The organism is Streptococcus sp. 68 (genome assembly GCF_013277415.1).
GTDB lineage: Bacteria > Bacillota > Bacilli > Lactobacillales > Streptococcaceae > Streptococcus.
On the sequence record NZ_VMMX01000006.1, the window covers coordinates 7,652 to 23,829 of the forward strand.

General features: G+C 39.7%; 4 protein-coding genes. 2 read left to right on the forward strand and 2 right to left on the reverse strand.

Going from position 1 to position 16,178, the window contains the following annotated elements; genetic code table 11:
* Window positions 1–161: 161 nt before the first annotated feature.
* The gene (locus HT720_RS04080) at window positions 162–1,244 is read right to left on the reverse strand and encodes a DEAD/DEAH box helicase (protein WP_173274798.1); all 1,083 of its coding nucleotides are present in this window, start codon (window positions 1,242–1,244) and stop codon (window positions 162–164) included.
* A complete protein-coding gene (locus HT720_RS04085) occupies window positions 1,241–2,218 on the reverse strand; it encodes a Gfo/Idh/MocA family oxidoreductase (RefSeq protein ID WP_173274799.1) in 978 nt (325 codons plus the stop codon). Before HT720_RS04085 ends, HT720_RS04080 begins: the two co-directional genes overlap by 4 nt.
* Window positions 2,219–2,415: 197 nt before the next feature.
* Between HT720_RS04085 and HT720_RS04090 the strand changes: the two genes are divergently transcribed.
* Together HT720_RS04090 and HT720_RS04095 are read left to right on the forward strand one after the other, a co-directional pair.
* The gene (locus HT720_RS04090; RefSeq protein WP_173274800.1) at window positions 2,416–3,390 is read left to right on the forward strand and encodes an Rpn family recombination-promoting nuclease/putative transposase; all 975 of its coding nucleotides are present in this window, start codon (window positions 2,416–2,418) and stop codon (window positions 3,388–3,390) included.
* Between the two features lie 1,239 nt (window positions 3,391–4,629).
* Window positions 4,630–16,164, forward strand: a complete 11,535-nt coding sequence (locus HT720_RS04095) for a Rib/alpha-like domain-containing protein (protein ID WP_173274801.1) — start codon at window positions 4,630–4,632, stop codon at window positions 16,162–16,164.
* Window positions 16,165–16,178: the final 14 nt, after the last annotated feature.

The following is a 16,178-nucleotide window of genomic DNA, read 5'->3' on the forward strand; positions in this document are numbered from 1 at the left end:
AAAACACCGTTTTGAGGTTATAGATAGAACTGACGAAGTCAGTATCATATACATACAGCAAGGCGAAGCTGACGCGGTTTGAAGAGATTTTCGAAGAGTATAAAATTGAATTGCTTATAAAAAAGCTCCATACACTTGATGTGTATAGAGCAATGGGGGCTTTATTTAATATAGAGTTCTTGATTTTTCAAGACAATTTCACGTACGCTCGCAAATTTCTTGAGTTTTTTAAGTTCTTCTGGATGAGTGACGAGAGTGATAACATAACCTTCCTTACCCATGCGGCCAGTACGGCCAGCACGGTGTGTGTAGGTTTCGCTATCTCTAGGAATATCAAAGTTTACGACACATTCGAGGCTATCGATATCAATTCCACGTGCAAGAAGGTCAGTTGCAAGGAGTAGGGTTAGTTGCTTATCTTTAAACTTTTCTAAGATGACTTTTCTAAATTTGACATTGACATCACTAGCGAGGGAAACAGCCAATATATCACGATATTGTAATTTTTCTTCTGCGCTTCCAAGGTCTGATAGGCTGTTAAAGAAGACTAGACCGCGGAAATCCTCAACATGAGCCAGTTTTCGTAGCATATCCACTTGGTGACGTTGGTCTACCTGCATGTAGAAATGCTGGATATTATCCAGTTTTTGATCAGAGAGATCAATGGTACGTGTGTTAGGCGCAATCTTTTCTTGGTCAAACTTGGTCGTCGCACTCATATAGACGAGTTGGTGGTCACGCGGTGCGTAGTGAGTGATTTTCTCAACAAAGTGAATCTGAGAATCATCTAGTAATTGGTCGAATTCATCCAGGATGATGGTTTCCATATTCATCATCTTGATTTTTTTCAATTTAATCAACTCAAAGATACGGCCAGGAGTTCCAATCAGAATTTCTGGTCCTTTTTTTAGGCGTTCAATCTGGCGTTTCTGGCTCGAACCTGATAAGAAGAGTTGGGGAGTCAAGCCGATAGTCTCAGCCCACGTTTTACATACATCAAAAATCTGTCCAGCAAGTTCTGTATTTGGTGCTAGAATCAAGAGTTGTTGGGCTTTTTTCTTTTGTAGTCTGAGAAGACTTGGTAGGAGGTAAGCTAGGGTCTTACCAGTTCCTGTTGGGCTCACTCCTAGAAGATTTTCTCCCGCAAGAAGGGGCTCAAATAGTTGAGTTTGAATGGGGGTAAATTCCTGGAAACCGAGTTGGTTGCTCAATTCCTGCCATTCAGTCGGTAGTTTGTTTTTCATTTTTCTGCCTCAAATCTAATGCCAGCAGTCTGGCGCATGGTATATAGTAGCTCATGAACAGAGCCTGCATCATCCAGCAAAGTTTGGTAGAGATTCAGATTTGGTTGCTGAATCATCTGTGCAAATGCAGCGACTTCCTCAGTCATCGTATGAGGAGCCTGTTGGATAGGGAGCTGGACTTGATTGCCTTGGTGGTCGGTAAAAATAGCCGAGCGAACATGCTCAATCGTGTTGAGAGTCAAGGTTCCATCTGTTGTGTAAATTTCGCAAGGAAGATTGGAAGTGATGTTTTTCCCAGACTTGATGTGAACTTGAAAGTCTGGGTAGAAGAGAATTCCGTCACCATTTAGGTCAATGCTATTGTCAAGCTGTTGAGCCTGGTAAGTCGCGTCATTAGCTTTTCCAAAAAGGCGAACGGCAGCGTAGAGAGGATAAATCCCCAAATCCATAAGAGCTCCACCAGCAAAACGGGCTGAAAAGACATTTGGTGTCTGTCCAGCTAACAAGTTAGGCATCTTGGAAGAATACTTGGCATAGTTGAAATCTGCTCCCAAAATCTGTTTGTCTGCTAAAAAGTTTTTGATGATAGTGAGAGCTTTTTCATGGTAATTACGAGCTGCTTCAAAGATAAAACAGTGATTTTTTTCAGCTGTTTGAACCAAATCCAGCCATTCTTGTGGTTGAGTGACAGCTGGCTTTTCAAGAATAACATGTTTACCAGCAGACAAGGCAGTTTTTGCCTGAGCAAAATGCAAGGAGTTTGGACTGGCAATATAGACCACATCAAAGGAGCTCTTGAAGAAGTCTTCTAATTGATCGAATAGTTGGATATTCTCATAGTGAGAAGTAAAGGTTGCTGCGGTTTCAAGTTTCCTAGAATAGACTGCGACCAGCTGGTATTTTCCACTAGCATGGGCTGCTTCTATGAAGTGATGGCTGATAGCGCCAGTGCCGATGACACCTAATTTTAGCATAGATACTCCTTTTCCGATTTTAAATCCTTCTTTCATTATAACATAGATAGACGGGACTATCCAACAGAGGGTAAAAATTTTCAAATAAGCGATTAGCTTTCTTCTGAAGAAAAGCTTTCTTTTACGAATAAATAGATAGAAGCATCAAATCTAGTAAATTAGATTAAAAAATGTGCTATAATAGAAGGAGGAAAAGGATGATTCTAAGACATCCGGGCATCAGCCCAACTAATGACTTGGTTGCTAAGAAAATTTTTAGCAACCCAGAAATCACTTGTCAATTTATTCGCGATATGCTGGATTTACCAGCAAAAAATGTGACCATTTTGGAGGGAAGCAATATTCATGTCTTGCCATCTCTGCCCTACTCGGCTCAGGATTTTTACACTAGTATAGACGTCTTGGCGGAGTTGGATAATGGGACACAGGTTATTATTGAAATCCAAGTCCATCATCAGAATTTTTTCATCAATCGTTTGTGGGCTTACCTATGCAGCCAGGTCAATCAAAATCTTGAAAAAATTCGCCAACGTGAAGGTGATACCCACCAGAGCTATAAACACATCGCACCTGTTTACGCAATTGCAATTGTGGATAGTAATTATTTCCAAGATGACTTAGCTTTCCATAGTTTTAGCATGCGAGAGGATACGACAGGTGAGGTTTTAACCATTACCAATAACGGACAAGAAAACCATCTAGTCAAGATGGCGTTCTTGGAATTAAAAAAATACAGAGAAACCAGCAAAGACGAGGTTCGCAAGCCGTGGTTGGAGTTTTTTGGGAATAAACCCTTTACCCAGCGCCCCGAGCGAGCCATCAGCCAAGCAGACCAACTGCTAGACTATAAGAGCTGGTCCGAGGAGGACAGGAAAATGTTTAGCCAACTACGTATGCGAGAAGAACAAGCCTTACTCGCTCATGACTATGCCTTGGAACAAGCTGAAGAAAAAGGGTTGGAGAGAGGTCGTGCAGAAGGTATTGAACAAGGTTTAGAGCGTGGTCTTGAACGTGGACGAGCTGAAGGGATTGAACAAGGTCTAGAGCGTGGAAAACTTTTTGCCTTCCTAGATATGGTCCGTCAAGGACTTCTGACTTCCGAGGTTGCCAGTCAGCAATTAGGCGTGACTGTCTCTGAGTTTGAAGAATTATTGAAAGACCATTATAAATAAGAATTGAAAAATACAGAGAAACCAGCAAAGACGAGGTTCGTAAACCATGGTTGGAGTTTTTCGGGAACAAACCCTTTACCCAGCACCCCGAGCGAGCCATCAGTCAGGCAGACCAACTGCTGGATTAAAAATTAGGAAATATCGTGTAGAAAATAGTAACAGATTTTATCTCTTTGTGGGATGAAGTCTGTTTTTTTGTATGATGGGCAGGTCCTACATCTGAGTGGCAAGTTCTCCGTAGGTATCCGCTATCGGTTAATGCATAGCATATATGAATGAAATAAGAACTGAACAAATCAGTCAGGAAAGTCAAAGTAATTTCTATTAATGTTTTAGAAGTACTAGTGAACTATTCCAAATTCAATATCCTATAAACAAAAATCAAAAAGCAAGCTAGGAGACTTATGTAGGATAGCTAAAAATACTAATCTTAGATTGAGGATAAGAGTAGAATGATAATCGATGGATTTAGAACAAATATAATGAGCTGAAGCTGGGATAGTACAAGGGGCTTTTAAAATATTGTTAGAAATTATTTTAAAATCCCCTTATCAATTTGTTCATATTCTATTTCAATCTATTATATTTCCAAGCTTGATTATCATGAAGTAAGGGCTGAAAGCGGTCTAGGGATAGGAGTGATTTTGGAGATGAGAATCGTCAAAGGAAGGAATAAGGAGATTGTGGCTCTAGGAATAGGGGATAGTGAGATGAAATAAAAGCTGAACAATTCAATTTCTAACCAGCTAACCATTTAATCTTGCTGCAAATAGGTATCGAACAAGTCTAGTATAAGTCTGAGACATTTTTTAGAAACTGATGATAAGCTCTTCCAATAAAAAATAGGGAGGTTTTTCAAACTAAAATCCGGATTCATACTTGGTTTCTAAATTCGATTCAATATATTCATACTGTTAAAAATCAGCCGATTATAACTATTATTATACTAAAAATTTCATAAATAAAGATATAGAAAAGTTATTAGTTTCTAGGAAATAAATCAAAAAAGTGTATACCTATAATCAATATAATAAACACATACTAAAAAATTCTCTAAAAATCAAGATTTTTGGATGATTAGATGGTAAATTCGGGGGGGTATGGTATAATTATTACTAGACTGTACACTGGGTGCAGTGGGTTAAATAGTGCTATCAATACTATTTAATATCATGTGAGTTTGAAGATGATAAGGCTATTTTGTTTTCAAAACAACTTACAAAAAAGGAGAAAGATTTCATGGACTTTGGAAAATATAACAAAGAAAAGGTTTTCCGATATTCGATTCGAAAATACCACTTTGGTGCTGCCAGTGTCGCGGTTGCGGCATTGATGTTCTTTGCTAACGGGGCAGTAGCAGCGCATGAACCCATCACTCAAGCTACGGCAAGTGATGTCGTTACGGCAGGTTCTGATGGCAATGCAGATGGAAATCCGGCGTCCTCGGATGAGGGAGACTCGAACAAGGTTCTAACTGACCAGCCAGCTGAACTCAAAGCACCTGATGAGGTGAAAACGCAAGAAGCTCCAGCTGAGGGAACCAATCAAGGGCAAGCAGGAGCTGAGTCTAACTCTGCTCAGTCCGAGACAAATTCAGCTAACCAAGAACCTTCTCAAGCAGGAGAAGTAAAAGAGCAAGAACAGCCGACCGTCGCTGATACGACAGCAGCCAAATCGACTCAAGGGAATCTGCAAGCTTTGTTGGCAAAACTAACGCTTAGCTCAATGAAGGCTCTCCACGATGAAGTGGAAGCTGGTCTAGCAGCAGCTAATGCAGTTTTGAGCGACCCTAAAGCGACACAAGCGCAGGTTGATGAGCAAGCAAGACTGATGGCTGAGCTTACGAGCCGTGTCAATCAAGCCTTGACACCTAGCTTAGAAACTCCAACAATCTTGGAAAAAGCAGGTCTGACATCTACTGGACTCGCTACTCCAGAGGGAGCTACGACTGCGCAAACAAGTGGAGGAAAAGGTCGTAGAAGAGCTTTGAGCGAGCCTACACCAGATGAAAATCAAGTTACGCCATCTGCTGGAGGAGACTCAACAGGTTCTGGAGCTAGCACTCAAGCTACTCCACAGACGCTCCCAACCTACACAAATACAGAAGGTGAAAATGGTGTTTATGGACTAAAAGATGAGTTAGAGTTTATCACTAATCAACTCCGAGCTAACGGAGCATCGGCAGATAAAATCCAAGCAGCCAAGGCAGCTGCTGATAAGTTCAACGAAGCCTTCTCTAAAGGTGACACTATTAGCCAAGAAGACTTTAGTGCTGCCTTAGCAGACCTGAAAAAATCACGTGAACTGATCGAAGGAGTCCTCTCTGAAAAAGAGGCTAATAGAGGAAAGGTAACAGGACCTGTAAATCCAGCAGAGTCTGCAACTCCAAGTGAAAACAATGTAACCATCCAACCGCGTACCAACGCTACAGGATGGTCAGGTTTCCGCTCGATGCCAGCAGGTGCACAAACACGTACGAGACGTGCACTAAATGAAAATCGTGCAAGTGGTCGAGGTGTAGAAAATGCAGACTATGCTTCTAAGACAGGCTACTTCTTTGAAAGTGGTCAGAATGGTTCGCCTTATCCTAAGTATAGCTATGTATTCTACTCAAAAGGTGGAGTAGGGAATCTTTACTATGAAGGCGGAGAAATAACAGAGGCATATCAGGCATTTCATATTGATGTCAGACCTACTAAAACTGGATTGTCTTGGCAAATTGTGGTCAATAACAATCATAAAACATTAGGAACCAATAAGGTTTACTTCACGCTTCCGCAAGGTCAGCAATTTAAAAGTGGTTCAGCTTCTGTGCAAGCCATTAACAAAAATGGTGGTAGTATTTTAGAACGTCCATCGACAAGTGGTTCTTCAGACGAACTTAGAACTGTTTTAGATACGGCATTTAAAAATCTTTCGGAAGGTCACCCATTCCGTGGGGCTGGATTGATAAATGTAGCTAAAGGGACAAAAGATCAAACAAATGCAGTGTCTTTAGCTCGTCCAGGGAATTCAGCTGCCAAACAGTTTAAAATTGGGACTCTTGAAGAGCTTGCGAGAGAGCATACCTCGGGAACTGGTTATTTAAATAGGGGATTCTATAACAGGGATTCCGTAATTGAAACGGACAAGAATATACAAAGATACTCTGATGAGAAAATCAAAGTTATTAAAAATGATGTTCGTGATGTCTATACTTTTGAATTGAATTCAGGGGACGACAATGCTTATGTTATATCATTTGAGACAACTGGTTCAAATGATATGAAGAATTTAACTTTTGCAGGTGGTCTTAAGCGAGTAGAAGATGCTACTAGGAAACTAATTAACCATTGGTATGCTAGAACTAGCTTAGAGACAGATAATGCGGAAAAAATCAGAGTACAAGCCTATGGAAATGGCTATATGCTTGTAGAACAAGATCGTTATTCTACAGTTAACTATGGTGATCAAGCAGGGATATATGGTGGAAATACGTATGCCCAAGGTTCTGCAGTTAATAACCCCGAAAAAGCTAAAGGTGTTATTACAACAGGAATCTATACGAATTATATTATAGATACGACATCTTACCTGCACTTTTTAGATTATCCTAATACTGAGGATGGTAAAGGTGCTGCTAACAATTTAGCAAAAAATGGTTCAGAGGGTGTTGTCTATACTTGGATTCTTGATGGTAAAGAGTATACTAAAGAACAGGCAGCTAAACTAATTGCCAACCGCCCGGGTGTAACTCGTTATCTTATCAAATCTTGGTATAAGTCAGATGATTCATCCTCTACAACACCGATAAATTTTGTTGTTAAACCTAAAACACCTACTATTAAAACTGATTTAACGAGAGCAGCTGGAGTTGCGACAAATGTAGAAGTTACTAATGGTACAGAAGGATATAAAGTATATCTGTATAAAAAAGATGGTGAAACCTTAACGGCTGTGAGAGGTAGTGATCAACAACCTATTAGTGCTACGGCAGGGGCAAATGGAGTTGCTACATTTAATGCTCTTAAACTGGAACCTGGAACATATGTTGCAAAAACTGTTGTAGACGGTGACTGGATTGATTACAATGGCAAACACCAAGATGAGATATCTTCTGATGGTTCGAATGAAAGAAGGGCAACAGATGGTGTGCCACCTAAAGTTAGAATCGTAAATGGAAGTGAACTTCCTGAAGCGAGAAATGATGCAGATCCGGCTTTATATGAAGTAGTGCAGGGACAACCGTTTAGACCGCGAATTGAAGCATTTGACAATATAGGGAATCTTACTAAATTTCAGATTACTAACCTTCCACCAGGAGTAACGGCTACTAATGCAAATACTGCTTTTAGAGCGAATAATAATGCAACTGTGTCTAATACATTTGAAGCTACCTTTAGTGGGAATGTTCCTAATGATAGGACTCCTGGAACGTATACATCAACGATAACGGTTAGTGATGGTTCAACTGGTGATAAACAATACTTCTTCAAATATCGTGTGATTGCTAGAGATAACGAAGCACCAACAGTAACGATGAATGGTAAGGCATTGACTGAAAATGCTGCTGATAATCGTTTTGTGCTTTATCGTGGAGCAACATTCAATCCTACATTTACTGTTAGCGATAATTCTGGTACAGTATCGTCATTCAAGATGAGTGGAGGACCTGCTGGAGTATGGTTTAATAAAAACGGAAGTAATGATGATGATAAGACAAATCTTACAAGCGGAACATCTTATCAATTAACAGCTAATAATTTGGTTGACACGAACGCAGCTCTTGGGACAAGTGAGGCAAGTGTTGTTGTAAGTGATGCCAACAATAATGCAAAAACATACAAATTCCAATATACAGTTGTAGATATTCAACCAAAAAATTCTCCTAAAGATGTTGCGGTTAATTCAACACTAGGAAAACCACAAGATTACTTAAAAGTGGTTGATAATAGCTCAGGAACTGAAGCGTCTAAGTATCTTCCGGATAATGTTACCTATTCTTGGAAAGAGGGAACAACAACTAAAGCGAATGATACAAAATTAGACACAGTAGGCACTGTTACTAAATACAAAGCAACAGTGAATATACCTAACAGTACGACTCCTGTTAAAAAGACAATTGATGGCAAAGCATATACGATTTATGCCCCAACAAGTGTGGGAACAGCTATTACATTTAATGTTCAAGACACGGTTGCACCGACAGTTAAATTAACAAATAAAGCAAACAACAATACTGAAGTTACATTAACGACTGATTCAGCGGCTACAACAATTGATGTATATCGTGGGGCGACTATTGAATTACCATTGAAGTATTATGATAATGCAAATACTGGTAAAGTTAATATTGGTTACAAAGAAGGACTTCCAAAAGGTGTCTTGTTTAATAGTAATGAAAGTGCAACTACTTCTACGACAATTAACGAAAGTGGCAAAACAGAAACGACACCTGGTACTTATACTGTGAGAGGTAGAGTGGCAACAGATGCAACTCTTGGAGTACATACAGTTACATTAAAAGTATCTGATGCCGCAAGTAGGAATGTTGACCAAGGAAACAAAAAAGAAGTTAAATTTAATATTCGTGTTTTAGATATTGATTTTGAAAGTGGATATTCTCAAGCTACTGGTACTACGAAAATTACGAAAGAAGTAGCTTTAAATCAGCAAACTCCAGATCCGAATGAATATTTAACTGCTACAACAGGAACAGGATTGGGAACAGGGATAAATAGAAATGATAATTTATTCCCTCGAGACATGACATTCCGCTATATTACTGGAGCAAATAATAATGAATTTAGAACAAATTTAACATTCACTGCACCTGGGAAATATCTTGTAAAAGCGGGAGCCTTCTACCCAACAACTTATGTACCGACAAATGGTTTATCAACAACTCCATCTAATGCGATAGGAGATAGAATTGATGAAATTAGAAATCGTACATATACAACTCGTGAAATTGAATTTGACGTTAAACCAACAGCGCCGATTGTTACTGCTGAGGCTAATGGGGATGTAGTAGTATCACATACTAACCAAACAAATGTCAACACCTTAAGCTTTACCTATACAGATAAAGATAATAACCAACGAACAGTAACAGCTACTAAGACTGGTAATACATGGGCATTAACGAATGCTCCTGCAGATGGAGTGACAATAGAAGCAATATCTGGTGCTGTCACAATTAAAGACCGTCAAGTAAGAGATACTACAGCAGTTACAGCTAAGGTAGTAGCCCAAAATGTGGAGAGTACGGTTTCTACTGGGACTTCTTTAGCAGGTGAGAAGACTGCACCGACCTTTACTTTTAGTGATAAATATACATCACTTGAAAATGGAGAGCGTGTTGTTTATGTAACTCCGACAGAGGACTTATCGAATAGTTCTATAATTTTAGGAACTGTGAGGGATGATTCTAACAAGTTAAGAGAGGTTGTGTTATATCACGGTGATGGACGTAATACTAATCTGGACTTTGGTTTAGATTACAACAAAAAAGCTAGTGAAAATAATGTTGAGTTTAGTGCGCCATTTAACATTGAGATTACAGGAAAACTTCCAAGAGAAAATCGTAATACAAGACGTATATGGAGTAACGGTGATAATATTGTAACTCGTTATGTTTATGCCAAAGATGCTGCAGATAATGAGTTTAAAAATGTTACGGACAATAAACAAAATCCGAATCGTGTAGTCATCAAAGTATTGACGCAAGCAGCTAAATATGAACCTACTATCAATACACAAACGCTTAAAAAAGATTTTACGGCAAACGATGTTCGCGTAACTGCTGAAGAATTTAATAAGATGAAACCAAACTTAACATTCTCTACAAATAAAGGAGATGTTAAAGTAGCATACAATTCTCCAGATATGAATATCGCTATGAAAGATGGTGGTGCTATTAAGAGTGAGAATGGTGCATATTACGTAGGAGCAACTATTACATATCCAGATGGTTCAACTAAGGACATTCGAATACCAGTTGAAAATGCAGATAAGGTAGCCCCAACAGTTAAATTAACGAATCGAACAGATGCTGATAGAGTCGTAACATTAAATGATAAAGAGTCTACTTCTCCAGTGGTGACTGTCTATCGTGGAGCTAATCTAAATCTGCCATTAACATTCTTTGATAATGACTCAGATGGTAGAGTAAACCTTAAGTATGTAAGTGGTTTACCAAGTGGAATTCAGTTTAATGGAACTAGTGATACATTAACAGAGACTGGAAAAACACAAGATTCAGTCGGAACGCATACTATCACAGGAAGAATTCCATCGAATGCACAATTAGGACTGACAACTGTAACACTTAAGGTGTCTGATGGAAGCAATGGAGTTGATTCAGGAAACCAAGCAGAAGTTAAATTCCGTCTAAAAGTAGTAGATTTAGATTTTGAGCCATCTCGTTCAGCTCAAGCAAATCAATCCTCAATTACCGTACCGGCAACTGCAGGACAAAGACTGGAAGATGCCAATAACTACTTAACGGTTAACGATGGGACAAATCGTCAAGATGCTGGTAATTTCCCTAGTGGTATGACCTTCCGTATGGTCAATGAAGCTGGAACAGTTATTACAAACTTGCCAGATGCACCAGGACGTCATGTAGTGAAAGCAAGAGCCTACTTCCCAGTTGGATATGCAGGAACTGACGGCATTGGAACTGAAGTGACAGGAAATGCCGATAGAGAGCTTAATGGACGTCGTTACATTGAGAAAACCATTAACTTTGAAGTGAAACCACAAACACCAGTGGTAAGTCCACAAGATAATGGTGATGTGCTTATTACACAAGCAAACGAAACCAATGTCAATCGTCTAAAAGTGACTTACACTACACAGGAAAATCCACGAGAAGTAACCTATACTGCATCTAAAAATGGAGATACATGGTCATTTGGCTCAGGAACTCCAATTACAATTGATGGAGCAACAGGTACTGTTAAAATTAAAGACCGTTTAGTTCAAGATGGTTCAACAGTAAAAGCTATAGCTTTCATGACTACAAGTGGTAGTCTTGAAAGTAGCGAAGCAATTGGAGTTGCTAAAGATGGAGACCCTGACTTCCCTACAGTTGATTTCCAAAATACGGAAACAGATGCTGAAGGAAATCGTGTAGTATACATCACACCAACAGAAACAACGAATTTACCAGTCGCAACGTTTAAAGACAATTCTGGGAAATTATCGCAAGTAGGATTTGTTGAATATAATGGAAACTTTGCTGATTTAGGTGGTGTGGGTATTGATTATGAACGATATCCAGTGAGTGGTGATACGACATATCCAGCACCGAAGACAGTAACAGTAACAGGAACGTTAAATAAATATAGAACAGGTTCAACATTATGGAATAATGATGAAATAATTGTAACTCGTTACGCAAGCGCAATTGATGCAGCAGGAAATGATTTACACACAGTTGATGGAAATAAACGTAATGATAAAACTAGTCCAACACGTGTGTTATTCAAGGTAAGAACACAAGCAAATAAGTATACACCGACGATAACAGCTCAACGTCTTGAAAGAGATATTGCTTTGAGTAATGCTGCAGTGACTCAAACAGAGTTTGATGCTATGAAACAAAACCTTACATTCACTACTACAAAAGGGGATGTAAAAGTAGCCTATAACACTCAAGATATGAGTATCAATCTGAAGGATAATGGAGCGATTACACGTAATTCTACTGACAATACTTATAGTATTGGCGCAAGTATTACATATCCAGATGGTTCTACTGAAGATATTCAAATCCCAGTAACTGCACCTACACAAAAAGAAATTTACGAACCAACAGCAGTAGAGAAAACTGTAGACAAGGGAAGCCAACCAGCAGCTGAAGATAGCATAGCAAATGCGACAAGCTTACCAACAAACACAAGGTTTACATGGAAAGCAGGGACTTTAGACACATCAACACCAGGAGTCAAACAAGCGACAATAACGGTAGCATATCCAGATGGTTCAAGTGAAGATGTAGAGCGTGTTACAGTAAACGTTAAACCAAGTCAACCGACAGTAACTCCTGCGGGTAACGGTGATGTTACAGTAACTCCAGTGACTGAAGCAACTGTCGATAAACTAGAAGTAACTTACACTCCTGCAGATAACAATCAACTACAAGTTAGTGGAGAAGTAAGAAAAACTGCTCAAGCTGCTACAACCATTGTAGCTACTAAGGGTGCTGATAATCAATGGTCGATTACAAGTGGTCAAAAAGACGGCATTAGTATTGATGCAACTACTGGTGCAATCACATTGAAAGACCAAGTTGTCAAAGACCAAGCAGATGTTACAGCAAAAGTCGTAGCTCAAAGTATCGAAAGTAACAAAGCGACGGCTCAAGCTGGAACTGGAGATCAAACAGCGCCTGTTATCGGAGCTTCTTCGAAAATTATAGAAGCAGAAAAAATGGTTGATATCCCTCTTGGATTATCAGATTCTGGGGTTGGTATTGATGAAGGGAATATTATTGTTTCTAGTTTACCATCTGGTCTAATCTACGATGACGATACTCAATCAATTAAAGGAACGTTACGCTCAGTTTCTCAAAATGATATTAAGGTAACTGTCTTAGACAAGAACGGTAATAAAGCAGACAAGACGATTACGATTACTGCTGTTAAACCTAAAGCTGTTTACGCTATCAAAGATGCTACTATTGATAATGTTGCGAATGCAGCTAACTTTGTAGAAGTGCCTGAAGGGGTTACTTTAACTTCTGCAACATGGAAAAATGGCGAGCAACCAACAACAGCGACAGTAGGAACTACAACTAAAACTGTAGAAGTTAGTCTAAATGGTGTGAATACTGAATTGACTATCCCAGTAACAGTATATCCAGGGGTAACGCTTCGTAAGGTTAATAATCAAGAAGTGAATACCTACTATGAGGTTGTTAGTCAACCATTGACCTCAGCTTTATGGGGAACTAAAGGTAGAACACAACCTCCTACAGCAGACTTCTATGTAGCCTTTGAAGGAAACAGACCAGCAGGAACTACGGTTGCATTTGAGAATGGGGTACCTATAAGCACAGTAGCAGGAGAAATAAGACACAAAATAATTGTTACTTATCCAAATGGGGCTGGAACTGTAGAAAAAACAGTTACTTTCAGAACTTATGGAAATAAAGCCAAATTAGAAAATGGTAAAGATTATTCAGCAGAGACCACTGTAGGGAAAGCATTTGCAAAAACAAATGTCAGAGACTATGTTGAGCTAAGTAATCCGAGTGTGCCAAATCCAGGAGGAACAGCGATAGGTTGGGGGAATGGTTATAGTTCACCTAATCCAACAGATAAAGCACAGACAACTATCGGAGTACGAGAAGAAAATGTTAATGTTTGGTATGGTTCTGCTGTGAAAAATGCTCGTGGAGATGATACGGATAATTACAATGATCAAAACATCAAAGTAACGTTAGCGGTTAAACCAAAAGCACCAACACTTCAAGGTCAAGCAGGTACTAAACCAGCTGTTACGGTATCAAACTTACCAGAAACTTCGCAGTTAGCGACAGGATCAACTGTAAAAGTCCAACTTAAAGACGCTCAAGGCACTGTTGTAGCAGAAAAAGACGTTCCAGCTGGAACAACAACAGTAACATTCGCGACAACTGACTACAATAAAGAATTGGCATTAGGAGAACAACTAAACGCTAACGTCCTTGTCGCTGGAACATACAAGAAAACAATTAGAAAAAATACAACAGAAGACACTGCTTATGAAGTATCTTCTGCTAAGAGTGATTCGGTAACTGTTAAAACGTATGCTGACTTCTACAGAAATCAAGTCACTTATCCAACGAATGCTGAAAAAGTGACTTATGGTAATACAGCAATCACCGATGGTAACTTTACAGATGCAGCGAAAGACAGCTTTGCAGCTAAAATTAAAGAAGCGAATGCAAATAATAGTAATTTACCTGCAGATGTAACTTATACTAAGGGAACTACGGACGATAAGGCGAAAGTAGCTGCGATTAACTTCCCAGATGGCTCTACTATTGACATATCTCATTCGCAAGTAGCCAAACCAACAGCGCCGACATTTACTAAGACGGCAGGAACTGAAGAAAATCCGAAATTAAGTGATGTTGATCGTACGATTTCTGGTACAGCTCTTGAAAGTGCTACGAAGGTTGTATTGACCTTACAAACAGGTAAAACTGTTGAAATTGACGCTAATAACGGAAAAGACCCAGCTACTCTTCAACCAGGTGAAGGTGCACTGAAAAATGGTGTCTGGACCTATAAACTTCCAGATAATACCTACTTACGTCAGACAGACCAAACAGCTGAAATTGGCTCGTCAGACCAACCTGTTAAAGTAAAACAGACTGTCTTTACTGCTGATAGTGATGAAAGCACGATTTATGTAGCCAAAGAGCGTAATTTCGCAGGGAAAACCATTACAGCAGCTAAGGGAAGTCAAACTCTGACAGACTTGAGAGCAGATGCTCGAAAAGGTATTAGCTATACTGAAAAGGGAGCTGAAAAAGCCTTCCCAGGTGACTTTACAGCTACATGGAAAGAACAACCTGATGTTGACACAGTTGGAACAAGAACATATAAGGTTCAATTAAGTGAGACTTCTGCAACTGGCACAAATAAAGTCGGCGAATATGATGTAACGATTACAGTGACAAATCCAGCACCAGCAGCGTTGACTTATGAGAATAAACAAAATGGTGAAACTGTTGTAACTATTCCAGAAGATGCAGACGAAGTAGTATTTACTGTTCCTACAACTGATACAAATGTAAATACAATAACTGTAAGTAAAGCGAATGGCTGGACAGCAGATGGTATTGAAAAACGTGGAAATACTTGGGTCTTCCCAGCGAACTCAGTACAAGGAAATCGTCAAGTAACAGCAGTTGCGACAGCAGGAAGTGGTGATACCAAGAGTGCGCAAACACCAACGTCAATTTCAGCTCCTGCACATACAGTGACTACTAACACGATTACAAAAGTGGTCGGTGAAAATCCTACAAATGAAGAGTTACTTGCTGCGGTAAATGTAGATAACAAAGCATCAGCTGCACTGAAAGAAGGAACACAATATCCAACTACAGTAGGTAGTCATAATCTTGACGTTGTTATTACTTATGCAGATCAAAGTACAGAAAAAGTAACAGTTCCGTATGTGGTGAAACCAGCAGACAAGACAGCTCTGACGAATGCGAATAATGCCTTAGGAAGCGAAATCACAAGTGTACCAACAACAGCTGACAAGCCAGCAAGCAAAGTGACTGCCTATAACGACGCTAAGACAAAAGCAGAAGCAGCTAAGCAAGCAGCGGAAGCTGTAATAGCGGACGATAATGCGACACCAGAAGCTGTTCAAGCAGAGCTAGCGAAAGTAAACGCAGCCAAAGACGCGTTGAAGAAAGCAGAAGATGCAGTAACCGCAGCAGCTACAGAAACAGCGAAAGCTAAATTAGCAGAAGACAACGCGAAGTTAGATGAAGCCGTAAGTACAGAAGGTAAGACACCAGAAAGTATTAAAGCTTACGAAGCCGCTAAGAAAGAAGCAGAAGCCGAAGTTACAGCAGCTAAGCAAGCAGCAGAAGCCGCAAAAGCTAAAGGTGCCGATGCGACAGCAGCAGAAGTTCAAGCAGCGCAAGAAAAAGTAACCGCAGCTCAAGGTAAGTTAGACAAAGCGAAAGAGAAGTTAGTCGATAAAGCAGACAAGACAGCTCTGACGAATGCGAATAATGCCTTAGGAAGCAGCCCTTACTCCAGGAGCATCAACATCTGGTAAGACAGAAGCAAGTA